Here is a 22,476-nt window from a genome sequence, read left to right as displayed (position 1 = left end):
CCTCGGCAGTGGACTAGACCTTTTGGGTCCCCCAGGGCCAAACTGTCACCCGTGAGACACGTCATCGCCCTGGATGTGGGCGGCACCGGCATGAAGGCCGCCCTCGTCGGGGCGGACGGCACCCTGCTCCACGAAGCCCGCCGCGCCACCGGACGCGACCGCGGCCCCGAGGCCGTCGTGGAGACGATCCTCGGCTTCGCAGCCGAGCTCCGCGCCCTCGGCCAGGAGCGCTACGGCGAGCCCGCGGCGGCCGCCGGAGTCGCCGTCCCCGGCATCGTCGACGCGGAGAACGGCATCGCCGTCTACGCCGCCAACCTCGGCTGGCACGACGTTCCCATGCGCGAACTCCTCAGCGGCAGACTCGACGGCATCCCCGTCGCCCTCGGCCACGACGTCCGCACCGGCGGCCTCGCCGAAGGCCGCATCGGCGCGGGCAACGGAGCCGACCGCTTCCTCTTCGTGCCCCTCGGCACCGGCATCGCCGGCGCCATCGGCATCGGCGACCGCATCGAGGCCGGCGCCCACGGCTACGCCGGCGAGATCGGCCACATCGTCGTCCGCCCCGGCGGCACCGTCTGCGGCTGCGGCCAGCGCGGCTGCCTGGAGCGGTACGCCTCCGCCTCCGCCGTCTCCCAGGCCTGGGCCGAGGCGAGCGGCGACCCGAAGGCCGACGCGGCCGACTGCGCCAAGGCCGTCGAGTCCGGCGACGCCGCCGCCCTCCGGATCTGGCAGGACGCCGTCGACGCCCTCGCGGACGGCCTGGTCACGGCCCTCACCCTGCTGGACCCCCGCACGCTCATCATCGGTGGCGGACTCGCCGAGGCCGGGGAAACCTTGTTCACACCACTTCGGGCCGCGGTGGAGGAGCGAGTCACGTTCCAGAAGCTGCCCGCCATCGTCCCGGCGGCCCTCGGGGACACCGCCGGATGCCTGGGCGCGGGCCTCCTCGCCTGGGACCTGCTCGCCGACCGGCGCCCCCAGCGCCCCACCGACTCGGAGGTTTCCGCCTGATGGCCGATCACCAGGTTCTCGCCGGCGCACACGTCGTGCTGCCCACCGGAATCGTCGAGAACGGACGTGTGATCGTCGACGGCGAGCGCATCGTCGGGGCCGTCCCCGAAGGCGCCGAGACCCTCGACCTGACCGGGCACTGGCTCGTCCCCGGCTTCGTCGACATGCACAACCACGGCGGCGGCGGCGCGTCCTTCACCTCCGGCAGCGTCGACGAGGTCCTCAAGGGCGTCCACACCCACCGGCTGCACGGCACGACCACCGTCGTCGCCTCCTTCGTCACCGGCGAGATGGACTTCCTCACCCAGCGGGCCGGGCTGCTCTCCGAGCTCGCCGAACAGGGCGAGATCGCCGGCCTCCACTTCGAGGGCCCGTTCATCTCCCCCTGCCGCAAGGGCGCCCACGACGAGACGCTGCTCCGCGACCCCGACCCGGCCGACGTCCGCAAGCTGATCGACGCCGCCCGCGGCCAGGCCAAGATGGTCACCCTCGCCACCGAACTGCCCGGCGGCATCGACTCCGTACGCCTGCTCGCCGAGCACGGCGTGATCGCCGCCATCGGCCACACCGACGCCAGCTACGAGCAGACCGTCGAGGCCATCGACGCCGGCGCCACCGTCGCCACCCACCTCTACAACGCGATGCCCGCCCTCGGCCACCGCGCGCCCGGCCCGATCGCCGCCCTCCTGGAGGACGAGCGGATCACCGTCGAGCTCATCAACGACGGCACCCACCTCCACCCCGCCGCCCTGGAGCTCGCCTTCCACCACGCGGGCCCCGAGCGCGTCGCCCTCATCACCGACGCCATGGACGCCGCCGGGTTCGGCGACGGCCGCTACATGCTCGGCCCCCTGGAGGTCGAGGTGAAGGACAGCGTCGCCCGCCTCGTCGAGGGCGGCTCCATCGCCGGCTCCACCCTCACCCTGGACCGCGCCTTCAAGCGCGCCGCCACCATCGACGGCCTCCCCGTCGAGTCCGTCGTCCAGGCGATCTCCGCCAACCCGGCCCGACTGCTCGGCGTGTACGACCGCGTCGGCTCCCTCGACCCCGGCAAGGACGCCGACATCGTGGTCCTGGACGCCGAGTTCAACCTCAAGGGCGTCATGCGCAAGGGCGAGTGGATCGTCGACCCGAAGGCCTGAGCACGCTTCTGATCAGGAGTCACACGGAACGGCGGTGGGCCGGGGGTCTGGGCCAACCGCCTTTCGTTTGGCATGATCAGTGCCCGTCGGAGCGCGCGTTCCGCAGGACTTCACACGGAGTACGGGGGTTGGTCGGATGATCCTCACGGTCACCCTCAACACAGCGATGGACCTGACCTACCGGGTCCCCGCCCTCACCCCGCACGCCTCCCACCGGGTCACCCAGGTCATCGAGCGCCCCGGCGGCAAGGGCCTCAACGTCGCCCGGGTGCTGGCCGCGCTCGGCCACGAGACCGTCGCCACCGGCTTCGCGGGCGGCGCCACCGGTGCCGTGCTCCGCGAGCAGCTGGCCGCGACCCCGGTCCGCGACGAGCTCGTCGAGACCGCGGGACCCACCCGCCGTACCGTCGCCATCGTCGACACCGCGAGCGGCGACACCACCCAGCTCAACGAACCGGGCCCCACCGTCACCGCCGCCGAGTGGACCGTCTTCCGCACCCGCTTCACCGCGCTCCTCGACGGCGCCACGGCGGTCGCCCTCTGCGGCAGCCTCCCGCCGGGCATCCATGTGGGGGCGTACGCGGAACTCGTCCGCCTCGCCCGTACGGCCGGAGTCCCCGTCCTCCTCGACACCAGCGGCGAACCCCTCCGGCGCGGCATCGCCGCCCGCCCCGACCTCGTCAAGCCCAACGCGGACGAACTCGCCCAGCTCACCGGCACCCGCGACCCGCTGCGCGCGACCCGCGAGGCACGGGGCCGCGGCGCCCGTACGGTCGTCTCCTCGCTCGGCCCCGACGGCCTGCTCGCCGCGACCCCGGAGGGCCTGTGGCGCGCGGCCCCGCCGGCAGCCGTGAAGGGCAACCCGACGGGCGCGGGCGACTCGGCCGTCGCCGGCCTGCTGTCGGGCCTGGCCGACGACGCCCCCTGGCCCGACCGCCTCTCCCGCGCGGTCGCCCTATCGGCGGCGACGGTGCTCTCCCCGGTGGCCGGCGAGTTCGACCCGACGGCCTACGAGGAGCTGCTGGCGCAGGTCCGCGTCACGGCAGTCACGGCCTGAGGACCCTGCCATTCGAGCCAGACACCGGCCTCTTCCTGCCGACATGACTACCTATCGCGGCCGACGCGCATTCGTTCGAACGTGTGAGCGAGGATCACGAGAAATCGTTCGCACTACACCAGGAATGCGCATGCCAAAGAAGGCCATGACCACTGCGGGAGTCCTCGTTTCGGCACTCGCACTATCTCTGTCGACGGCCGGGTCGGCTCACGCCGCCGACGGCTTCACCGTCGTCCGCGGCTGCGGCACGACCGGCGCATACGGGGACATGTCCGCGACCAACTGGCACGGACCCGACGCCACGATTCCCATCAAGTTCACTCTGACCGACACGGTCGGCGACGGAAACAGCGTCCGGATCCGCCTGGTCTCGAAGGACGTCTGGGGCAAGATCCACTACTGGCCATGGCGTACCAACTCCCAGGGCCAGGGCAGGACCACCACCTGGAACACCACGGCCTCGCACCAGAACGGCCTCTTCGACATCGGGATCCAGGTGGCCCGCGTCAACAGTGACGGCAGCACGAAGAACCACTGCACCGACTGGTAGGCGTCCGAGCCCTGTCACCCGCGTGACCCAGGACTACGCCCGAGAGGCCGCCGGACCCGTGCGGGCCGGCGGCTGCGGCGGCCCGGCGGTCACCGACCGGTCTTCCCCGCCTCCAGGTAGACCTGGTCCAGGATCGCGTCGCAGGAGTTCCCGGTCTCGCAGGAGATCTTCAGGGCGTTGTTCCCCTTGTCGAGGTCCACGTAGGCGTACGTGTACGTCCAGCCCTTCTCCCAGTCGCCTTCGGCGGCCTTGGCAAAGTTGGACATGTTCACCTCGCGCGGCGGCGCGCCGTTGACCGTAAGGGAGGTCTTGGCGTCCTTGCCGGGCACGCTGTAGATGATGCGCAGGGTGTACGCGCCGGACTTCGGCACCTCGACGGACCAGCTCGCCGAGCCGCCCTCGCCGTTGAAGGCCACGTAGGACCCGCCCGGGCCCTTCGCGCCCTTCACGGTCGTAGCGAGTGCCGCCGGGCCGCCCAGCTTCAGCGTCGCCGCGTCCTGCTTCGGGAGTTCGGCCGGGGTCTCGTCCGCGCTCGGCTCGGTGCTGGGCTCGTCGGACGGCTTCGCCGGCGCCGTCGCGGTGGTGCCGCCGGTGTTCGCCTGGTTGTTCTTGTCGTCGTCCTTGCCCGAGTTCGTGATCACCGCGGCCGCGATGCCCACCACGACGACCGCGACGACCGCGACCGCGCCGATGAGGATGCCCCGGGTGTTGGGGCCGCGACCGGAGCCACCCCCGTGGTGGTGCTGCGGCGGGGGTCCCTGCCGGGTCGGCGGGCCGCCGTAGGTCTCCGGGGCGGCGTACTGCGCCTGCGGCTGGCCGTACGGGGCCTGCTGCTGCGGCGGTACGTAGGGCTGCGCGTGCTGCTGGCCGCCGTGCCCGCCGTACTGGCGCTCGCCGACCGTCCTGACCTGGTTGTACGAGGTCCGGGGCACACCGGGCTGAGCCGCGGCGGGGCCGGGATAGCCGTAGCCGCCCCCGCCCGGGGGCTGGGCGCCCGCGGCCTGACCGTCCTCGTACAGGTAGCCGAACGGGTCGTCGTTCTCGGGCTTGTTCGCGCCGTCGTTACCGGCAGCCATCCGGGTTCCTCTCCATGCTCGCCAGCCGTCGCCGACCGGCCGAGCCTACCCCGAACGGACCAGCCCCCGAAGCGGCCCCGGGCGAGTCAGGAGCCTCAGCCGGCGCGCCGGTGGACCTTGGCGCGGGAGCGTTTCTCCACGTACATCCGCTGGTCGGCGGAGTTCAGGACCTCTTCCACGGTCATCCCGCATTCGGCCCATCCGATGCCGAAACTCGCCCCGACCCGAACCGCCCGACCGTCCACCCGGATCGGCGGAATGATCGCGTTGCGCAGGCGTACGGCCAGGTCGGCGGCGTCGGCCGCGCCGAGACCGTCGGCGAGGACGACGAACTCGTCACCGCCGAGCCGGGCGACCGTGTCACCGTCGCGGACCCCGGTCGTGAGCCGGCGCGCGACCTCGATGAGCACCGCGTCCCCGGTGTGGTGCCCGAAGCGGTCGTTGATCGACTTGAAGCCGTCGAGGTCGCAGAAGAGGACGGCGAGGCCCTTGGTGCCGTCGTCGATGTCACCGCCCGAGGGCGCCACCATGTGGACGTGGTGGTCGTACGGGCCGACGCCCGCCGGCTCGAAACCGAAGCCGTGCTCGTGTTCGTGCTCGTACGGCGACTCGTAGCCCGAGTGACCCGGGCCCCCCGAGCCGCCCGAGCCGGTGGAGTCGTATCCGGCGCCGTGCGCGGGGTGGCCGGGCTGATCGGCGTTCCCCTGGCCGTACCCCGACTCGTACCCCGTCCCGTAGCCGCCGTCCCGCCCCGACTCGTACACCCCGCCGTACCCCGCGGCCTGGTCGACCGACACGTGCGCCGCCGGGCGCTCGCACAGCCGGGCGGAGAGCCGGGAGCGCAGCTCGGCGCTGTTGGGGAGGCCGGTGAGGGCGTCGTGCGATGCACGGTGGGCGAGCTGGAGCTCGTGCCGCTTGCGCTCCTCGATGTCCTCGACGTGGGTGAGGAGGAATCGGGGGCCGTCGGCGGCGTCGGCGACGACCGAGTTCCGCAGGGACACCCACACGTAGGTGCCGTCGCGCCGCCCGAGCCGCAGCTCGGCCCTGCCGCCCTCGGCGGAGGTCCGCAGCAGCGTCCCTATGTCCTCGGGGTGGACGAGGTCGGCGAAGGAGTAGCGCCGCATGGCGGCGGCGGGCCGGCCGAGGAGCCGGCACAGGGCGTCGTTCGTGCGCAGGAGCCGGCCGTGCTGGTCGCCGCCCATCTCGGCGATGGCCATGCCGGAGGGGGCGTACTCGAAGGCCTGACGGAAGGACTCCTCGCTGGCGCGGAGCGCCTGCTGCTCCCGCTCCAGGCGGACGAGGGCACGCTGCATGTTGGAGCGGAGCCGGGCGTTGCTGATGGCGATCGCCGACTGGGAGGCGTACATCTGGAGCGCCTCCTGGCCCCAGGGGCCGGGGTGCCGGCCGTTGCGCGGACGGTCGACGGATATGACCCCGAGGAGCTCACGGCCGGAGCCGGGCGGGGGTCCCCCCGGGCGGGCGGAGCCGAGTCTGGGCGAGTACATGGGGGCGTAGAGGCGGTCGTGCGGGTGCCACTCGTCCTCGAAGCGGGGCGCGGGGCCGTCGGTGTGCCACTGGGGGACGTCGTCCTCCATCAGCACCCAGCCCTCGGTGTGCGGGATGAACCGCAGGTCGCCCCAGGCGGTCGCCATGGACAGGCGGCGGTCCCAGGAGGCGCGGGAGCCGACCCGGCCGGTGATCAGGGCCTCGGCGGCGGAGCTGCCGGCGAAGGCGGCGACGACGAGGTCACCGTCGGGGCGTACGAGGTTGACGCAGGCAAGCTCGTAGTTGAGACCGGCGACCACGCCGTCGGCGACGGTCTGCAGGGTGTCCGCCAGGCTGCGCGCAGTGTTGAGGTCCGCCACGACCTGATGCAGCTGCCGCAGGGTCGAGAGACGGACGTACGGCTCCGACTCGGTCTCCATCGCTCGCTCTCCCCGAGACCTCGACAGCAACTCCAGGGTTCTCATCGGCTTCGTGTTGCACAGTCACCGTTCGTATTGCACTGTCACTGCCACTGAATCACAGCGAGCTGCGCACCCGGTACACAGGGTCAGCAAATACTGGTCGCTGTGACTCAAGTCACAGCAGGTCATCGCGGGTCGCCGCCGGGCCGCCCCCGCCCCGGGCCCCGGGTCCTAGGACCGGCGGGGGTGGCGGCCTGGTCCCCGGGCCCGATGCGGCACCCGAACGGCCGGGACTAGCGTGCGAACGTGCTGCAGACGACCCCGACCTCGCCCCCCGTGTCCGATCTGGCCATCCCTCATGCTGAGGGGGTGAGCAACGACGAGTTCCGGGCGGCGATGTCCCGCCTCGCGGCCGGTGTGGTCCTGGTGACCGCGCACGACCCCGACGACGGCCCGCGCGGCGAGGACGTCGGCATGACCGCCACGGCCTTCGTGTCGGTCTCCCTCGACCCGCCCCTGGTCCTGGTCAGCCTGCGCAACGGCTCCCGCATGGACGACCTGCTCACCGACGTCCCCGTCTGGGCGGTGTCGATCCTCGGCGAGAACCAGCGGCACATCGCCGGGCGCTTCGCCATGAAGAACCGCGTCAGCGACCGGCTCCTCTTCGCCGACCTGCCCTACACCCGCGGCGAGGAGAGCGGCGCCCCGCTCATGGGCGGCGCGCTGGCGACCCTGGAATGCCGCACGGAGAGCCGGGTCGTGGCCGGTGACCACACGCTCGTGGTGGGCCGGGTCCTGACGGTGGACGCCGGGGCGGCGGGCGGCGGACCGCTGACGTACTACCAGGGGAAGTACCGGAGCCTGTCCTGAACCGCGACGGCACCGGCCTGCCGCCCCACGCCCGGACCGTGGCGCCCGGGCCCACGGCGGTACGGGGCGGGCTCAGCCCCAGTCGCCGGACCGGCGCGTCCGCTTCGTCTCCGAGCGCTGCTTCTTCTCACGCAGCCGCCGCTCGTTGATGCCGCGGGGGATCTTCGTCGGACGGCGGGGCTTCGGCGGCGGGGCCGTCGCCTCGGCGAGCAGCGCGGCGAGCCGCACCGCCGCCGTCTCGCGGTTGCGCCACTGGGAGCGGTGCTCCGAGGCGCGGACCGTCACGACGCCGTTCACCAGGCGGGTGGCGAGGCGCTCCAGGGCGCGGGCCTTCCACACCTCGGGCAGCGCGTCGGTGGCCGCGAGGTCGAAGCGCAGCTCGACCTGGGAATCGCTGGTGTTCACATGCTGACCGCCCGGGCCCGAGGAACGCGAGAAACGCCACTGGAGCTCGGCCTCGGGGAGCGAGACGGAGCCGCGGATGGGATACGGACCGGACATGCCCTCCATGTTCCCCGCAGGGGGCCATCGGAGTCATCCTGTTTTCGCCGGGAGCGCGCCGGGAACCGTCCGGGGGCACCACGCGTTTCACCAGGCGAAGACACCACGATGAAAGGGACTTTCCATGGCTGTGAGCCTGTCCAAGGGCGGCAACGTCTCTCTGACCAAGGAGGCCCCGGGCCTCGCCGCCGTCACCGTGGGCCTCGGCTGGGACGTCCGCACCACCACCGGCACCGACTTCGACCTGGACGCCTCGGCGATCGGCGTGGACGCCGCCGGCAAGGTCGCCTCCGACGCCCACTTCGTCTTCTTCAACAACAAGTCGACGCCGGACCAGACCATCGTCCACACCGGTGACAACCGCACCGGCGAGGGCGGCGGCGACGACGAGCAGATCAACGTCAACCTCGCGGCCCTCCCGCCGACCGTCGACAAGATCGTCTTCCCGGTCTCCATCTACGACGCGGTCAACCGCTCGCAGAACTTCGGCCAGGTGCGCAACGCCTACATCCGCATCGTGAACCAGGCCGGCGGCGCCGAGCTCGCCCGCTACGACCTCTCCGAGGACGCCGCCGTCGAGACCGCCATGGTCTTCGGCGAGCTGTACCGCAACGGCGCCGAGTGGAAGTTCCGCGCGGTCGGCCAGGGCTACGCCTCGGGCCTCGAGGGCATCGCCCGCGACTTCGGCGTCAACCTCTGACCGACGCCCCGCAGCACCCTTGAGCCCCGGCCGGGTTTCCCCGCCGGGGCTCTACCCTTGCGGCGTGATCGTCGAAGCCCTCACGCCCAAGGCCCTGGAGGACGGTGCGGCCCTCCCCGGCCCGCTGCTCACCGAACTCACCGCGCTGTACGCCTCGAACGAGGAGTTCCAGCACCTGAGCGGCGACTTCCCGGACCCGTCCGACATCCGGCCCGAGCAGGTCGCGGCCGCCCTCGCCGACGAACTCGCGCAGCCCACCGCCGAGGTCCTGCTCGCCCGCTCCGAGGGCCGGCTCGTCGCCGTCGCCGTCACCCTCGGCCGCCACCCCGACCCGGCGGAACCCGAACCGTGGCTCGGACTGCTCATGGTCCACGGGGACGAACGGCGCGCCGGCCACGGCCGCCGGCTCGCCGCGTACGTCGAGGACCGCTTCCGCACCGAGGGCCGTACGGGCCTGCGGCTCGCCGTCCTGGAGAGCAATCCGAAGGCCCTCGCCTTCTGGACCTCCCTCGGCTACGAGGAGACCGACCGCCGCCCGGACCTCGCCCACGGCCGCGCGTGCGTGGTCATGCGGAAGGCCCTGACCTGACCCCCGCCAGGGAGGGCGCGTGGGCCGCCGCCGGGCCCGTGGGCCGCCGCCGCTAAGGCTTCGCCGGCTTGCCGTCGCCGTACAGCCACACGTCCCACAGCTCGTCCAGATCGCGGCCCGCGACGCTCTCCACGTAGGCGGTGAAGTCGTCCGTGGAGGCGTTGGCGTGACGGTACTTCGCGGGCCAGCCGCGCAGGATCTCGCCGAAGGTCTCGTCCCCGACCGTCTCGCGGAGCTTGTGCAGCACCATCGCGCCCCGCTGGTACACGGGCGGGTCGAAGAGGTTCTCGGCGGTGGGCGGGGCGGCCGGCGGGAAGGCCCAGTTGGCCTCCTGGGCGAAGGCCCGCTCGAAGTGCGTCCGCGCGGGGACGTGCTCGTGGTCCTCCGTGTACAGCCACTCGGCGTACGTCGCGAAGCCCTCGTTCAGCCACAGGTCCCGCCAGCTCGCGGGCGACACCGAGTTGCCGAACCACTGGTGGGCCAGCTCGTGCACCAGGGTCGTCCGGTCGAAGGCGGCGGCCGGGAAGACGGGCCGCGTCTGCGTCTCCAGGGCGTACCCGAGCGTCCCGTCCTCGGTGACGATCGCACCGGCCGTGGAGAAGGGGTACGGCCCGAAGCGCCGCTCCTGCCGGGCGATGATCTCGGGGATCTCACCGCGCAGCGGGGCGGTCGCGGCGGCGATCGGGTGTTCGGCGGCCGTGAGCACGGGGACGGTGCCGGAGCCGGGTGCGGCGGTCGCCGTCTCGTACCGGCCGATCGCGACCGTCGCGAGATAGCTCGCCATCGGCTCGGCCGCGCGCCACTCGGTCGTCACCCGGCCGTCCGCCTCCGTCCGGCGGGCCGTCCTGACCCCGTTGGAGAGCCCTTCGAGTCCGGCCGGGACGGTGAGCGCCAGCTCGTACGAGGCCTTGTCGGAAGGGTGGTGGTTGCCCGGGAACCAGGTCATCGAGCCCGCCGGTTCGCCCACCGCCACGGCACCGTCGTCGGTGCGCAGCCAGCCCTCCTGGGAGCCGTCGGCGTCCGTGACCGGCTCGGGCACGCCCCCGTACGCGACGGTGGTCCGGAACTCCGCGCCCTCGCGGATCTCCTCGCGCGGCCTGAGCGTCAGCTCGTTCCCGGCGCGGTTGACCGCGGCGGGCGCGTCGTCGACGGACGCCCCCTCGACGGCGAGCCCGGCGAGGTCGAGGTTGAAGGCGCTGAGGTCCTGGGTGGCGCGGGCGGTGATCTCCGCCGTGCCGTCGAGCCGCCCGGACCGGGGGTCGTACGCGAGGGTGAGGGCGTAGTGGCTGACGTCGTAGCCGCCGTTGCCCAGCTTCGGGAAGTACGGGTCGCGCAGCCCGGCGGCCCCAGGCGTCCCCCGGACGCCGCCGGTGGCCTCCGTACAGCCGCCCGCGAGGAGTGCGAGGGCGGTGAGGGCGGCGGCGAGGCCGCCCGCGGCTGCTCCGGTCCGGTGGTGCCGGTCCGTCCGGTTGCGCTGGGTCACGTACCGATCCTAAGCAGGGCCGACACGGAAAGGGCGACGGCGCCCGGCGGGGGATCCGGGCGCCGTCGCCGGCTGGGACCGCTGCGGCGGTTACTTGCCGAGGGCGGCGACGCCGGCCTGGGCGAACTTCTCGTCGAGGTCGCCCGAGGGGGCGCCCGCGACACCGATGCCCGCGATGGGCGCGCCCTTGGCGGTCACCGGGGCGCCGCCGGCGAGGAAGAGGGTGCCGGGGATGTCCTTGAGGGTCGGGGCGTTGGTGAGGCGCTTGGCCAGCTCGGAGGTCGGGGCGTTCCAGGAGACGGCGGTGAACGCCTTCTTCTCGGCCGACTCGTAGGACTGCGGGCCCGCGCCGTCGCCGCGGAGGGTGACGAGGGTGTTGCCGTTGCGGTCGACGACGGCGACGGAGACGCGCTGGTTCTCCTTCTCGGCGGCGTCGAGCGTCGCCTGCGCGGCCTTGGTCGCGGCCTCGATCGTCAGGTGCGTCGACTGCTGGAGGTTGTCGTTGCCGGCGTCGGCGCGGACCACGGCGGCGGGGGCGGCGGCCGGGGCGGAGGCGTTCGCGGAGACCGCGCCGAAGGTACCGGCGGCGACGACAGCGGCGGCGGCGGCACCGAAGAGGATCTTCTTCATGAGGAACTCCGTGAGGGTGGGGAGGGAGGGACTGCGAGGAGAAGGGAGCGAGCCGAGGTGAACCGTGTGGGTGGTCCGTTCCTTCGCTCTGCAACCCATCCTGTGGCCGGAACCCGGGCCGCACGGTCCACGGTCCGGCTGCCCTCCTCACGCACACTGGAGGACGGCCGGGTCAGCCGATCGGCTGATGCCCCCGTGGTCCCCCCGGGCCAGGATGGACAGATACCCACAGGTCAGGAAGGTGAGAACGTGGCACGGCCGACGGAGACCGAGCAGGACCCCGACGCCACCTGGCTGGCGCGGGTCATGCACATCGCCTTCTTCCTCCTCCTCGGCGCCTCGCTCGCCCGCTTCCTGCTGCGCCACCCCTGGGAGGACCGCAGCCCCTGGATCGTCGCCCTCTCCGGCGCCCTCGCCTCCCTCTACCTCCTCGGCCCCGTCGTCGGGACCCGCGCCGCGCCCCGCCGGATCGCCTGGCTGAGCACCGTCGTCGCCGTCTGGATCGTGCTCGTCGTCCTCGCGCCGAGCTTCGCCTGGTGCGCGGTGCCGCTCTTCTACACGGGCCTGCGCACCCTTCCGGCGCGGGCCGCGCTCGGCCTGGTCACGCTGCTCACCGCGTTCGTCGTGTTCGCGCAGGTGCAGCTCGCGCACGGGGGCTGGGACCCGAACCTGATCGTCGCCCCGCCGGCCGTCGCCGCCATCGCCACCGGCGTCTTCGTGTACTCGGACCGGCAGGCGGCCCGCCAGCGGGCGCTCATCGACGACCTCATCCGCACCCGGCGCGAACTCGCCGCGATCGAGCGCCGCGAGGGCACCCTCGCCGAGCGCCAGCGGCTGTCGATGGAGATCCACGACACCCTGGCGCAGGGCCTGTCCAGCCAGCAGATGCTGCTGCAGGCCGCCGACCGCACCTGGGACAGCGACCCGGGCACCGCCCGCCGCCATGTCCGTACGGCCGAGTCGATCGCCGAACGCAACCTCGCCGAGGCCCGCCGCTTCGTGCACGACCTGGCGCCCGCCGACCTCGCCGAGGGCGGCGGTCTCGAAGAGGCGCTGCGCGGCCTGGCGGCCCGCGAGTCGACGGCGTTCCGGGTCGACGGGACCGCCGTCCCGCTCCCCGAACGGGTGCAGTCGGCGCTCCTGCGGATCGCGCAGGGCGCCCTCGCCAACATCCGCGAGCACGCCGGCGCCGACTCCGCCGCGCTGACCCTCACCTACCTCGACGACCAGGTGGTCCTGGACATCGCCGACGACGGCCGCGGCTTCGACCCGGCCGACAGGCCCGGCGGGGTACGGGGCCACGGGCTGCCCGCGATGCGCGTGCGGGCCCAGCAGCTGGGCGGCACGCTGACCGTCGAGTCCACCCCGGGCGAGGGCACGGTGCTCTCGGCCGCGATCCCGCTCCCGAGCACCCCACCGAACCGGCACGCGAACCCGACCCCGGACCCGCACGCGGACCCGGCCCCGGACCCGCATGCGGACCCGACCCCGGACCCTCGCCCGCACGCGGACCCGCCGCCGAACCCTCCCTCGAACCCGCCCTCCCAGGAGTCGTGATGTCCGTACGGATCCTCCTCTGCGACGACCACGTCGTCGTCCGCGCCGGCCTGCTCGCCCTGCTGGGCAGCACCCCCGACATCGAGGTCGTCGGAGAGGCCGGCAGCGGCGAGGAGGCCGTCGCGATGGCGGCCAAGCTGAAGCCGGACGTCGTCCTGATGGACCTCCAGCTGGGCGCGGGCATCGACGGCGTGGAGGCGACCCGCCTGATCGCCCCCACCGGCGTCCACGTCCTCGTCCTCACCACGTACGACACGGACGCGGACATCACCCGCGCCATCGAGGCCGGCGCCACCGGCTACCTCCTGAAGGCCGAGCGGCCGGAGGAGCTGTTCGCCGCCATCCACGCGGCCGCCCAGGGCCGCACCGCCCTCTCCCCGCCGGTCGCCAGCCGGGTCATGGACCGGATGCGCGGCGCGGCGGGCCCGAGCCTCACGGACCGGGAGCGGGACATCCTGGGCCAGCTCGGGCGGGGCCTCGGCAACCGCGAGATCGCGCGGGCGCTGTTCATCAGCGAGGCGACGGTGAAGACGCACCTCGGCCGCATCTACGCGAAGCTCGGCGTCGACACGCGCGCGGGCGCCGTCGCGGTGGCGAAGGAACGGCGCCTGCTGCCGTAGGCCGCGCTTCGTGCGCACCCGGGGGCCCACCACTGCTACTGTGCGTTGCCGTTCGACAGCACGGTGTCATGCCTCAGGCCCGGTCAGTCCAGTGGGAGCGCACGTGAAGCTCGCGATCGTCGGCGGCGGACCCGCCGGCCTCTACCTCTCGATCCTGCTGAAGCGGCAGGACCCCGCCCATGAGATCACCGTGTACGAGCGGAACCCCGAGGGTTCCACGTACGGCTGGGGTGTGACGTACTGGGCCGGGCTCCTCGACAAGCTGCGCGCGGGCGACCCCGAGTCGGCGGCCGCCGTCGCCGAGGCCTCGGTGACCTGGACCGACGGGGTCGCGATCGTCCGCGACGAGCGCACCGTCCACCGGGGCGACGCGGGCTTCGGCATCGGGCGGCGCCGGATGCTGGCGCTGCTCGCCGACCGCGCCGCAGAGCTCGGCGTGCGCGTCGAGTTCGAGCACGACATCGCGGGCCCGGACGCGCCCGAGCTGGCCGGCGCGGACCTGGTGGTCGCCGCCGACGGCGTCAACAGCGTGCTCCGCGAGGCCCACCCCGAGCACTTCGGCAGCGCGGTCACCAGCGGCCGCAACCAGTACATCTGGCTCGGCACCACCAAGGTCTTCGACTCCTTCAGCTTCGCCTTCAAGGAGACCGAACACGGCTGGGTCTGGTGCTACGCCTACGGGTTCAGCGGCGAGCGTTCGACCTGCGTCGTCGAGTGCTCCCGGGAGACGTGGACCGGCCTCGGCCTCGACACGCTCGGCGAGGCCGACAGTCTCCACCTCCTGGAGAAGCTGTTCCACGACCTCCTCGACGGGCACGAGCTGATCGGCCGCGACCGGGCCGACGACGCCGCCCAGTGGCTCACCTTCCGCACCCTCACCAACCGGGTCTGGCACCACGGCAACGTCGTCCTCCTCGGCGACGCCGCCCACACCACGCACTACTCGATCGGCGCGGGCACGACCCTGGCCCTGGAGGACGCGCTGGCCCTGGCGGACGCGCTGCGCGCGCACCCCGACCTGGACACGGCGCTCACCACGTACGGGAAGCGCCGCCGCGCCGAGCTCGTGTCCGCGCAGAGCGCCGCGCGCTACAGCGCCCAGTGGTACGAGAACCTCCCCCGGTACATGTGCCTGGAGCCGGCCCGGATGTTCGCGCTCCTGGGCCAGCGCCACTCACCGCTGCTCCCGCACATCCCGCCGCAGCTCTACTACCGGATCGACCGGGCCGCCGAACAACTGGAGCCGCTGCGCCGCCTCAAGCGCTGGCTGGGCCCGCGGGTGGCCCGCGCGGTGCACGGCCGCCGCTGAGCACCTCTCGCCCGTCCCGGCGGTGGACCGCGACCAGGGCCACCGCCAAGGCGCAATGGCGCGCCTCCTCAGCGAGCCGGACGCCCACGACCGGGTGCGGCCGGGTGCGGCCGGGTGCGGCGGGGTGCGGCGGGGTGCGGCCGGTGATCCTCGCGTACGAGGTGGGCCCGGCGCCGTGGCACCATCGGTTCCGTGCTCGACATCGGCTACTCCCTCTCCCGTCGCTTCCCCGACCCGCCGCAGACCGACTACCGCCACGCGGACGTCCACGCCCTGCGCCACGACCTGTTCTGCGGGGACGTGTACCTCGCCGACACCAAGACGGACCGCGAAGTGTCCACAGCCTGGGGATGGGTGCCGGTCCTCGACTTCGCCTGGGCCCTGTGCGACATCGTCGAGCAGATCGACCAGGACCCGCGCGGCAACCGCGCCTCCCAGCCGCAGTACGCCGAGCTCGACTTCACCGAGTCCTCAGACCGCATGCTCTTCGAGCGCCGCTTCGGCTGGGTGGACGTCGAGGCCGACTGGATGCCGGGCGACGAGCCGCCGCTCACCTTCAACCACAAGGTGCTCCGCCGCGAGGCCCGCGACTTCCTGCACGACCTGATCGCCGACCTCACGGACATGCACGAGGGCCTCGCCGACAACCCGGCCATCTGGTCGCTCCAGGCCCGCTTCCCCCGCCTGCCCTGACCCCCGCGGGGCCGGGCCCACCGCCATCCCGGGCCGAGGCCACCGCCCCGATCCCCCGGGCCGGGCCCACCAGCCCCCTACTCCTCCACCCGCACCCCCAGCTGCGCCGCGAGCACCGGCGCCAGGTCGAGGAGCTGGGCCGTCGAGATCACCGCGCCCGCGAGCGACTCGACCCCGCGCGCGATCTCCAGCCGCTGGACGCCTCTCAGGTCCACGTCCGTGAGCCGCGCCCCGCTGAAGTCCACGCCGGTGAGCACGCAGTCCACGAACTCCACCCGGTCGAGCCGGGCACCCCCGAAGTCGGGCTCGCTCAGCACACACCCCTCGAAGACGACGTCCTTCAGCTTCGCCGACCGCAGGTTCAGGTAGTCGCTCTTCCCTCCCCGTACGACCACTCTCTCCAGCACCGCCCCGTGCAGCTGCGCCCCGCCGAGCCGCGCGTCCACGAGCTCCACGTCCCGCAGCTGCGCCCCGGCGAGGACCGTCCCCACGCCCCGTACGCCCGTGAGCACCGAGTCGAGGAAGCGGGCCCCCGTCAGCCGCGCCTCGTCGAGCGCGCAGTCGCGCAGCGCGCAGTCCAGGAACCGCGCACCCTCCCCCGACTGGCCCGTGAGGTCGAGCCCGGTCAGTTCGAGGCCGTCGTAGTCCCCGTCCGGTTCGAGCCCTCCCTCGTACGGCTCCAGGGGAGGCAGCCGCAGCTCAGGCCGCCGCGCCCCCGCGACCGCCGTCTTCTTCTTCCGAGTCGTCGCCATGCCCCCATGGTGATGTACGCCACTGACAACGTCCCGATGTCACGAACGCGGCCCCGCCCCTCGTCCCCCTTGCGAGACCGGACACAGGGCCGACGAGAGGTCGACCCGATCGAGAGGGAGAGCGACATGCGGAAGCGGAAGCTCACGATCATCGGCGGCGGCTTCGCCGGACTGACCGCGGCCATCACCGCCGCCGAGGCGGGCGTCAAGGTGACCGTCCACGAGGCGCACCGGACGCCCGGCGGCCGGGCTCGCACCGCCGAGGGCCCCTACCTCACCAACGAGGGCCCGCACGCCATCTACGCCGGAGGCCCGCACTGGACCTGGCTCAAGCAGCGCGGGCTCCTCGGTGCGCTGGCCCCGCTGCCGGTCTCCGAGGCCCTCAGGTTCCGCTTCCACCGGGCCGGCGCCCTGCGCCGCACCCCGCCGCCGGGCATGCTCCGCCAGTCCCTCCGGGACGCCGGACGGGCTCCCGTGGACGTCGACTTCCGCACCTGGGCCACCGGGCTCGTGGGCGAGCGGGCCGCGCACGCGGCCGCCTCGTACGCGGCGGTCGCGACCTTCCACCACGATCCGGGCGCGCTCTCCGCCCGCTTCGTGCAGGAGCGGCTCCGCCGGGCCACCTCCGTGCCGCCCGAGGCGCGTTTCGTCCGCGGCGGCTGGGGCCGGCTGATCGAGCGGATGGTCGCCCGCGCGTGGGAGACGGGCGTACGGATCGAGACGTCGTCCCGTGTCGACAGCCTCGACGCCCTGCCGCTCCGGGAGGGGCCCGTGATCGTCGCGACCGCCCTGCCGGCCGCCGCCCGGCTGCTCGGCGACCCGACGCTGACGTGGGAGAGCGGCCGTACGGTCCTGTTCGACCTGGCGCTGCGCACCCGGAAGGGCGATCCGTTCGTGATCTCGGACCTGGACGCGCCGGGCTGGATCGAGCGCTTCACGGCCCAGGACCCCACGCTCGCCCCGGCCGGGGTCCAGTTGATCCAGACCCAGCTGCCGATCGGTCCGGGCGAGTCGAAGGCGGACGGGGTGGCCCACGCCGAACGGCTCCTCGACCTCGGCTTCCCGGGCTGGCGCGAGCGGGCGGTGTGGCGGCGGGACTCCCTGTGCCAGGGACGTACGGGAGCGCTCGACCGGCCCGGCACGACCTGGCGCGACCGGCCGGCCGTCGGCCGGGGCGACGGGGTGTACCTGGTGGGCGACCAGGTGGCGGCGCCCGGTGTGCTCGCGGAGGTGTCGTTCACGAGCGCGGTGGAGGCGGTGTCGCTGGCGCTGCGCTCGGATCGAGGTGTCCTGCGGAAGGGGCTTGACCTCAAGCATGCTTGAGGTCGGAGGCTGTTCCTCGTCGGACCACGACCGCCCACGCGACGAACGGGGAACACCATGCACGCCATCCGCCTCCACGCCTTCGGCCCCGCCGAGAACCTCACGTACGAGGAGACCCCGGACCCCGTACCGGGCCCCGGCCAGGTCCGCGTCAAGGTCGCGGCGTCCGGCGTGCACCTCCTCGACACCGCGCTCCGGGAGGGGATGCCGGGCCCGTTCCCGGCACCCGCCGAACTGCCCACGATCCCGGGGCGCGAGGTCGCCGGCACCGTCGACGCACTCGGCGAGGGCACCGACCCGGCATGGCTCGGCAGGCGGGTCGTCGCCCACCTCGGCATGAACCCCGGCGGATACGCCGAGCTCGCCGTCACCGACGCCGCCCGCCTCCACGCCCTGCCCGACCACCTCGGCGAGGCGGAGGCCGCCGCCATGATCGGCACCGGCCGCACCACCCTGGGCATCCTGCAGTTCACCGAACTCGGCCCCGACTCGGTGGCGATCGTGCCCGCGGCGGCCGGCGGCATCGGCACCCTGCTCGTCCAGTACGCCAAGAACGCCGGCGCCACCGTCATCGGTCTGGCCGGCGGCCCGGCGAAGGTCGCACGCGTCGAGGAGAACGGCGCCGACCTGGCCGTCGACTACAAGCGGCCCGACTGGCCCGAGAAGGTCCGCGCGTACCTGGGCGAGCGCACCGCCACCGTCGTCTTCGACTCGGTCGGCGGCGACACGGGCCGCGCGGCCGTCGACCTCCTCGGCAAGGGCGGGCAGCACCTCGTCTTCGGCTGGTCGGGCGCCGGACTCCACGACGGAGAGGCGCTCACCTTCACCCCGGAGGAACTCGCCGCGCGCGGCATCACGTCGGAGTCCGTCCTCGGCCCCGTCATGCTCCAGAAGGCGGGCGGCGACGTCCGCAACCTCGAACTCGCCGCCCTGGCCGCGGCGACCACGGGCACCCTCCGCCCCGCGGTCCACCGCTTCCCGCTCGCGGACGCGGCGGGCGCGCACCGCGCGCTGGAGACGCGCGGCACGACGGGCAAGGTGGTCCTGATCCCCTAGGTGCCCTGTCGATCAGGCGGGCACCAGGACACCCCCGCGTCTCTCAGACGGCCCCCCCGACCACGTCCCAGGAGTGCGCCTTGAACTCCTTCTGGAAGTCGGGGTGGTCCTCCCACATCCGGGCGACGGAGCGCAGCACGTCCCAGTTGTGCTCCAACGCCTGGTCCACCACCTGCCGAAGCTCCGGCGCCGACTCCCGCTTCTCCACGAGCCCGTTGACGGCGGAGGCGGCCTGCACGGTGTACCGCGCGGCACGCAGGGCCCGGGACGTGTCGTCCATCCCGAACCCGTGGTCACTCCCGTTCGCCGGATCGAAGAGCGGCGTCAACCGCGCCTCGATGAACGCCGTGATCCGCTGAAACCGCTGCGCAATATCCGTATCCATGCCCCCTTCCTACACCCCCGCCCCACCCAGCTCGGCCAGCGCCCCGTCCGTCAGCCGGTACACCGTCCACTCGTCCTGCGGACGGGCGCCGAGGGACTCGTAGAAGTCGATCGACGGCTTGTTCCAGTTCAGTACGGACCACTCCAGGCGCTCGTACCCGCGCGCGACGCAGATCCGGGCCAGTTCGGTCAGCAATGCCTTGCCGTGGCCTCCGCCGCGCACCTCCGGGCGGACGTACAGGTCCTCCAGGTAGATGCCGTGGACCCCGCGCCAGGTCGAGAAGTTGAGGAACCAGATCGCGAAGCCGACGACCTCCCCGTCCTCGGTCTCGGCGACGTGCGCGAAGGCGGCGGGGCGCTCGCCGAAGAGAGCCTCCTGGAGCTGCTCGGGGGTCGTACGGACCTCGTCGAGGGCCTTCTCGTACTCCGCGAGGTCACGGACGAGGGCATGGATGACGGGAACGTCGGCAGGCGTGGCTGTACGGATCATGGGCCAAGCCTGCCTCGGCCGCACCGGTCCTGGCCAGGGGATTCCGCACCGGATCCCGCGGACGCCTCACCCCCTCGCCGCCCGCAGGATCCGCGCCACCTCCACCTGCTCCGCGTCCAGCCCCGGCTCACCGTCCTCCACGTCCCACAGCCCGTTCTGCAGCACCCGCCCCAGCGTCCACGCCACCGCCCGCTGCCGGTCGCCGACGACCTCGGCGAGGAGGTCGAAGCGCCACAGGACGTCGGCCGGGTCGAAGCGGTCCATCAGGGCCGGCAGCAGGTCGAAGCCGGGGTCGCCCGCGAGCGGCTTGGGGTCGATCGCCAGCCACGGTTCACGCTCGGCCGCGAGGACGTTGTCGAGGTGCAGGTCCCAGTGGAGCAGCCGGTCGCCCGGCTCCCCCGCCACCTCCCGCACGGCCGCCGCGCAGTCCCGCAGCACCGCCGCGTCCTCCGCGCCGAGGCGTCCGACCGCGTCCGGCACGTCCGCGAGCATCCCGGCCGCGATGTCGCCGAGCCCCCGCAGCCCCTCCGGCGCCGGCAGCGCCACCAGCCGGGCGAGCAGCCCCGCCACGACGACCGTCGCCTCCCGCGTGTCGGCGACGGAGCTCAGCGGCCGTGCCTCGTCGAGCCGCTCCAGCAGCATCGTCCCCGTACCGGCGTCGTGGTCGAGGAGCCGCACGACACCGCCGCCGTCCCAGGCGCGCAGCCCGACCGGCTCCCCCTCGGTCTCCTCGTCGAGGATCTGCATCTTCAGCGCGGCCGGCGTACCGTCCGCGACCCGCTCGACGGGCAGCACCAGCGACGCCATGCCGTACATGGAAGGCCCCGTGACCCGCAGCCCCCACCGGTCGAGGAACTCCTCGGCCCGCTCCGGCAGGGCGGCGACGAACGCCCGCCCTGCCTCTCCGTTGTACTTCACCTGAGACGCGACAAGTCGGTCCGGTACGTGGATCACCCCACGACCCTAGACACCCGCGTCGCGCAGCGCCTCCGAGAATCGGGCCGCGTCGTACAGGGCGTCCCCGCCCGGCAGCCCCGCCCCGTCCACCAGGACGGTCGGGCACGGGGGTCGACGTACACCGTGACCGTGTGCGGAGCCTTCGCGTCACCGACGACGATCTCCGTGCCGTCCACGGCCGCGTGAAGCTGCGCGAGCACGTCCGTGTGCCCGCCGCCGAAGGACCCGTATCCACAGGACCAAGGCCCCCGGTAACCTCCCGCCCACGCACCCGGAAGAGGGATACACATGAGTACGGTCAACGGCGGCATCTCGTTCTGGTACGCGCAGGACGGCGCCCCCGATCCCCGCGAACCACTCCCCGGCGACACCACCGCCGACGTCTGCATCGTCGGCGGCGGCTACACGGGCCTGTGGACCGCCTACTACCTCAAGAAGGCCGTCCCCTTCCTCAACATCACCGTCCTCGAAGCGAAGTTCTGCGGCTACGGCGCCTCCGGCCGCAACGGCGGCTGGCTCTACAACGGCATCGCCGGCCGCGACCGCTACGCCAAGCTCCACGGCCACGACGCCGCCGTCCGCCTCCAGCAGGCCATGAACGCCACCGTCACCGAGGTCCTCGACGTCTGCGAAGCCGAGAAGATCGAGGCCGACCAGCACCGCGGCGGCGTCCTGGAGGTCGCCCTCTCCCCCGCCCAGCTGGCCCGCCTCAAGGACTTCCACGCGGTCGAGATCGCCTTCGGCGAGACGGACCGGGAGATGTACGGGGCCCGCGAGACCTCCGACCGCATCCGCGTCACCGGCGCCGTCGGCTCCTCCTGGACCCCGCAGGGCGCGCGCCTGCACCCGGTGAAACTGGTGAAGGGCCTCGCGGCGGCCGTCGAGGCGCTCGGCGTCACCATCCACGAGTCCACCCCGGTCACCGAGATCAAGCCGAAGCACGCGGTCACCCCGTACGGCACCGTCCGCGCCCCGTACATCCTGCGCTGCACCGAGGGCTTCACAGCCTCCCTCGCCGGCCAGCGCCGCACCTGGCTGCCGATGAACTCCTCGATGATCGCCACCGCGCCGCTCACCGACGCGCAGTGGGAGTCGATCGGCTGGGACGGCCGCGAGACCCTCGGCGACATGGCGCACGCCTACATGTACGCCCAGCGCACCGCCGACGGCCGCATCGCCCTCGGCGGCCGGGGAGTCCCGTACCGCTTCGGGTCGAAGACCGACAACGACGGTCGCACCCAGCCGCAGACCATCGAGGCGCTCCGCGACATCCTGGTCCGCTTCTTCCCCCAGCTGGCGGGGGTACGGGTGGACCACGCCTGGTCCGGCGTCCTCGGCGTCCCGCGCGACTGGTGCGCCACGGTCACCCTGGACCGCTCGACCGGCCTGGGCTGGGCGGGCGGCTACGTCGGCTCGGGCGTCGCGACGGCGAACCTCGCGGCCCGCACCCTGCGCGACCTCATCCAGCAGGACTCGGGCCAGTCGGGCCCGACCGACCTCACGGCCCTCCCCTGGGTGAACCACAAGGTCCGCAAGTGGGAACCCGAGCCGCTGCGCTGGCTGGGGGTGCAGGCGATGTACGCGGCGTTCCGGGGCGCGGACCGCCGCGAGGCGACGGGCCACGCGGCGACGACGGACAGGGTGGCGACCCTGGCGAACCGCCTGAGCGGCCGCTGAGGGCTGGGGGGGGAGGGGCGAAGGGGGCAAGGAGAGGACCACGGCGAGGGCCACGGCGAGGGCCAAGGAGAGAGGCCGAAGCGAGGGCCAAGGCGAAACGCCAAGGAGGAAGGCCGAGGAGAAAGGCCGAGGAGAAACGCCC

General features: G+C 73.3%; 23 protein-coding genes. 14 read left to right on the top strand and 9 right to left on the bottom strand.

The window, feature by feature from the left end; genetic code table 11:
* The first annotated feature begins 51 nt into the window (after positions 1–51).
* From ACIP84_RS29345 to ACIP84_RS29330, 4 genes are all read left to right on the top strand, one after another.
* Complete coding sequence (locus ACIP84_RS29345) at positions 52–1,011, top strand: ROK family protein (RefSeq protein ID WP_073911562.1); 960 nt, start codon at positions 52–54, stop codon at positions 1,009–1,011.
* Positions 1,011–2,153 (top strand): N-acetylglucosamine-6-phosphate deacetylase, encoded by a 1,143-nt coding sequence (gene nagA / locus ACIP84_RS29340; RefSeq protein WP_355963955.1) that lies wholly within the window; start codon positions 1,011–1,013, stop codon positions 2,151–2,153. The genes ACIP84_RS29345 and nagA overlap by 1 nt, the downstream gene beginning before the upstream one ends.
* A 136-nt stretch (positions 2,154–2,289) precedes the next feature.
* Positions 2,290–3,210 (top strand): 1-phosphofructokinase family hexose kinase, encoded by a 921-nt coding sequence (locus ACIP84_RS29335; protein WP_401801783.1) that lies wholly within the window; start codon positions 2,290–2,292, stop codon positions 3,208–3,210.
* Between the two features lie 130 nt (positions 3,211–3,340).
* Positions 3,341–3,760 (top strand): hypothetical protein, encoded by a 420-nt coding sequence (locus tag ACIP84_RS29330; RefSeq protein ID WP_401801781.1) that lies wholly within the window; start codon positions 3,341–3,343, stop codon positions 3,758–3,760.
* An 89-nt stretch (positions 3,761–3,849) separates the two neighbouring features.
* Here ACIP84_RS29330 and ACIP84_RS29325 read toward each other — a convergent pair whose 3' ends face one another.
* A complete protein-coding gene (locus ACIP84_RS29325) occupies positions 3,850–4,836 on the bottom strand; it encodes a carbohydrate-binding protein (RefSeq protein WP_401801779.1) in 987 nt (328 codons plus the stop codon).
* Between the two features lie 95 nt (positions 4,837–4,931).
* On the bottom strand, positions 4,932–6,761 hold the full coding sequence (gene cdgB, locus ACIP84_RS29320; RefSeq protein ID WP_401801776.1) for a diguanylate cyclase CdgB: 1,830 nt from the start codon (positions 6,759–6,761) through the stop codon (positions 4,932–4,934).
* Positions 6,762–7,049: 288 nt separating this feature from the next.
* Between cdgB and ACIP84_RS29315 the strand changes: the two genes are divergently transcribed.
* Complete coding sequence (locus ACIP84_RS29315; protein WP_355963961.1) at positions 7,050–7,613, top strand: flavin reductase family protein; 564 nt, start codon at positions 7,050–7,052, stop codon at positions 7,611–7,613.
* Between the two features lie 72 nt (positions 7,614–7,685).
* On the opposite strand, the gene arfB is transcribed toward ACIP84_RS29315, so the two are convergent.
* Positions 7,686–8,123, bottom strand: coding sequence for an alternative ribosome rescue aminoacyl-tRNA hydrolase ArfB (gene arfB, locus ACIP84_RS29310; RefSeq protein WP_355963962.1), 438 nt, complete (start codon positions 8,121–8,123; stop codon positions 7,686–7,688).
* A 115-nt stretch (positions 8,124–8,238) separates the two neighbouring features.
* Between arfB and ACIP84_RS29305 the strand changes: the two genes are divergently transcribed.
* Together ACIP84_RS29305 and ACIP84_RS29300 are read left to right on the top strand one after the other, a co-directional pair.
* Positions 8,239–8,814, top strand: coding sequence for a TerD family protein (locus tag ACIP84_RS29305; protein ID WP_030321928.1), 576 nt, complete (start codon positions 8,239–8,241; stop codon positions 8,812–8,814).
* A 64-nt stretch (positions 8,815–8,878) separates the two neighbouring features.
* Positions 8,879–9,403, top strand: coding sequence for a GNAT family N-acetyltransferase (locus ACIP84_RS29300; RefSeq protein WP_401801772.1), 525 nt, complete (start codon positions 8,879–8,881; stop codon positions 9,401–9,403).
* A 52-nt stretch (positions 9,404–9,455) separates the two neighbouring features.
* Here the strand turns inward: ACIP84_RS29300 and ACIP84_RS29295 are convergent, their stop codons facing one another.
* Together ACIP84_RS29295 and ACIP84_RS29290 are read right to left on the bottom strand one after the other, a co-directional pair.
* Entirely contained in the window at positions 9,456–10,886 is a 1,431-nt protein-coding gene (locus ACIP84_RS29295) for a M1 family metallopeptidase (RefSeq protein ID WP_401801769.1), read from the bottom strand.
* Between the two features lie 90 nt (positions 10,887–10,976).
* The gene (locus ACIP84_RS29290) at positions 10,977–11,516 is read right to left on the bottom strand and encodes a heme-binding protein (protein WP_401801767.1); all 540 of its coding nucleotides are present in this window, start codon (positions 11,514–11,516) and stop codon (positions 10,977–10,979) included.
* Between the two features lie 249 nt (positions 11,517–11,765).
* On the opposite strand from ACIP84_RS29290, the gene ACIP84_RS29285 reads away from it, so the two are divergent.
* The 4 genes from ACIP84_RS29285 to ACIP84_RS29270 all read left to right on the top strand — a co-directional run bounded on the left by ACIP84_RS29285 (position 11,766) and on the right by ACIP84_RS29270 (position 15,695).
* Positions 11,766–13,073 carry a histidine kinase gene (locus tag ACIP84_RS29285; RefSeq protein ID WP_401801764.1) on the top strand — a complete coding sequence of 436 codons (1,308 nt, stop codon included), beginning with the start codon at positions 11,766–11,768 and terminating at the stop codon, positions 13,071–13,073.
* Positions 13,073–13,693 (top strand): response regulator transcription factor, encoded by a 621-nt coding sequence (locus ACIP84_RS29280; protein ID WP_030323137.1) that lies wholly within the window; start codon positions 13,073–13,075, stop codon positions 13,691–13,693. Before ACIP84_RS29285 ends, ACIP84_RS29280 begins: the two co-directional genes overlap by 1 nt.
* Before the next feature lie 103 nt (positions 13,694–13,796).
* Complete coding sequence (locus ACIP84_RS29275; protein WP_401801761.1) at positions 13,797–15,002, top strand: FAD-dependent monooxygenase; 1,206 nt, start codon at positions 13,797–13,799, stop codon at positions 15,000–15,002.
* Positions 15,003–15,194: 192 nt separating this feature from the next.
* Positions 15,195–15,695 (top strand): hypothetical protein, encoded by a 501-nt coding sequence (locus tag ACIP84_RS29270; protein WP_318208550.1) that lies wholly within the window; start codon positions 15,195–15,197, stop codon positions 15,693–15,695.
* 77 nt (positions 15,696–15,772) lie between these two features.
* Here the strand turns inward: ACIP84_RS29270 and ACIP84_RS29265 are convergent, their stop codons facing one another.
* Positions 15,773–16,447 (bottom strand): pentapeptide repeat-containing protein, encoded by a 675-nt coding sequence (locus tag ACIP84_RS29265; protein ID WP_401801758.1) that lies wholly within the window; start codon positions 16,445–16,447, stop codon positions 15,773–15,775.
* A gap of 126 nt (positions 16,448–16,573) precedes the next feature.
* Between ACIP84_RS29265 and ACIP84_RS29260 the strand changes: the two genes are divergently transcribed.
* Both ACIP84_RS29260 and ACIP84_RS29255 read left to right on the top strand, forming a co-directional pair.
* Positions 16,574–17,770 carry an NAD(P)-binding protein gene (locus tag ACIP84_RS29260; RefSeq protein ID WP_401801756.1) on the top strand — a complete coding sequence of 399 codons (1,197 nt, stop codon included), beginning with the start codon at positions 16,574–16,576 and terminating at the stop codon, positions 17,768–17,770.
* Positions 17,771–17,827: 57 nt separating this feature from the next.
* Positions 17,828–18,826: a zinc-binding dehydrogenase gene (locus ACIP84_RS29255; RefSeq protein ID WP_401801753.1), complete on the top strand. Its 999-nt coding sequence runs from the start codon at positions 17,828–17,830 to the stop codon at positions 18,824–18,826.
* Positions 18,827–18,869: 43 nt separating this feature from the next.
* Here the strand turns inward: ACIP84_RS29255 and ACIP84_RS29250 are convergent, their stop codons facing one another.
* The 3 genes from ACIP84_RS29250 to ACIP84_RS29240 all read right to left on the bottom strand — a co-directional run bounded on the left by ACIP84_RS29250 (position 18,870) and on the right by ACIP84_RS29240 (position 20,654).
* On the bottom strand, positions 18,870–19,211 hold the full coding sequence (locus ACIP84_RS29250) for a hypothetical protein (protein ID WP_401801751.1): 342 nt from the start codon (positions 19,209–19,211) through the stop codon (positions 18,870–18,872).
* A 9-nt stretch (positions 19,212–19,220) separates the two neighbouring features.
* Entirely contained in the window at positions 19,221–19,700 is a 480-nt protein-coding gene (locus ACIP84_RS29245; protein WP_355964411.1) for a GNAT family N-acetyltransferase, read from the bottom strand.
* A 66-nt stretch (positions 19,701–19,766) separates the two neighbouring features.
* Positions 19,767–20,654, bottom strand: a complete 888-nt coding sequence (locus ACIP84_RS29240) for an aminoglycoside phosphotransferase family protein (protein WP_355964410.1) — start codon at positions 20,652–20,654, stop codon at positions 19,767–19,769.
* A gap of 291 nt (positions 20,655–20,945) precedes the next feature.
* Here ACIP84_RS29240 and ACIP84_RS29235 point away from each other — a divergent pair, with 291 nt between their 5' ends.
* The gene (locus ACIP84_RS29235) at positions 20,946–22,334 is read left to right on the top strand and encodes an NAD(P)/FAD-dependent oxidoreductase (RefSeq protein WP_401801748.1); all 1,389 of its coding nucleotides are present in this window, start codon (positions 20,946–20,948) and stop codon (positions 22,332–22,334) included.
* The last annotated feature ends 142 nt before the right edge of the window (positions 22,335–22,476 follow it).

It is taken from the genome of Streptomyces sp. NPDC088707 (assembly GCF_044752725.1).
GTDB lineage: Bacteria > Actinomycetota > Actinomycetes > Streptomycetales > Streptomycetaceae > Streptomyces.
The sequence above is the reverse complement of the archived record's forward strand: the minus strand, read 5'-3'. Positions and strand labels throughout refer to the sequence as shown.

Coding starts and splice junctions, on each gene's coding strand:
- ACIP84_RS29335 (WP_401801783.1), top strand. CDS start 2,290: ATGATCCTCACGGTCACCCTCAACACAGCGATGGACCTGACCTACCGG.
- ACIP84_RS29325 (WP_401801779.1), bottom strand. CDS start 4,836: ATGGCTGCCGGTAACGACGGCGCGAACAAGCCCGAGAACGACGACCCG.
- ACIP84_RS29305 (WP_030321928.1), top strand. CDS start 8,239: ATGGCTGTGAGCCTGTCCAAGGGCGGCAACGTCTCTCTGACCAAGGAG.
- arfB (WP_355963962.1), bottom strand. CDS start 8,123: ATGGAGGGCATGTCCGGTCCGTATCCCATCCGCGGCTCCGTCTCGCTC.
- ACIP84_RS29290 (WP_401801767.1), bottom strand. CDS start 11,516: ATGAAGAAGATCCTCTTCGGTGCCGCCGCCGCCGCTGTCGTCGCCGCC.
- cdgB (WP_401801776.1), bottom strand. CDS start 6,761: ATGGAGACCGAGTCGGAGCCGTACGTCCGTCTCTCGACCCTGCGGCAG.
- ACIP84_RS29255 (WP_401801753.1), top strand. CDS start 17,828: ATGCACGCCATCCGCCTCCACGCCTTCGGCCCCGCCGAGAACCTCACG.
- ACIP84_RS29330 (WP_401801781.1), top strand. CDS start 3,341: ATGCCAAAGAAGGCCATGACCACTGCGGGAGTCCTCGTTTCGGCACTC.
- nagA (WP_355963955.1), top strand. CDS start 1,011: ATGGCCGATCACCAGGTTCTCGCCGGCGCACACGTCGTGCTGCCCACC.
- ACIP84_RS29250 (WP_401801751.1), bottom strand. CDS start 19,211: ATGGATACGGATATTGCGCAGCGGTTTCAGCGGATCACGGCGTTCATC.
- ACIP84_RS29245 (WP_355964411.1), bottom strand. CDS start 19,700: ATGATCCGTACAGCCACGCCTGCCGACGTTCCCGTCATCCATGCCCTC.
- ACIP84_RS29265 (WP_401801758.1), bottom strand. CDS start 16,447: ATGGCGACGACTCGGAAGAAGAAGACGGCGGTCGCGGGGGCGCGGCGG.
- ACIP84_RS29235 (WP_401801748.1), top strand. CDS start 20,946: ATGAGTACGGTCAACGGCGGCATCTCGTTCTGGTACGCGCAGGACGGC.
- ACIP84_RS29280 (WP_030323137.1), top strand. CDS start 13,073: ATGTCCGTACGGATCCTCCTCTGCGACGACCACGTCGTCGTCCGCGCC.
- ACIP84_RS29260 (WP_401801756.1), top strand. CDS start 16,574: ATGCGGAAGCGGAAGCTCACGATCATCGGCGGCGGCTTCGCCGGACTG.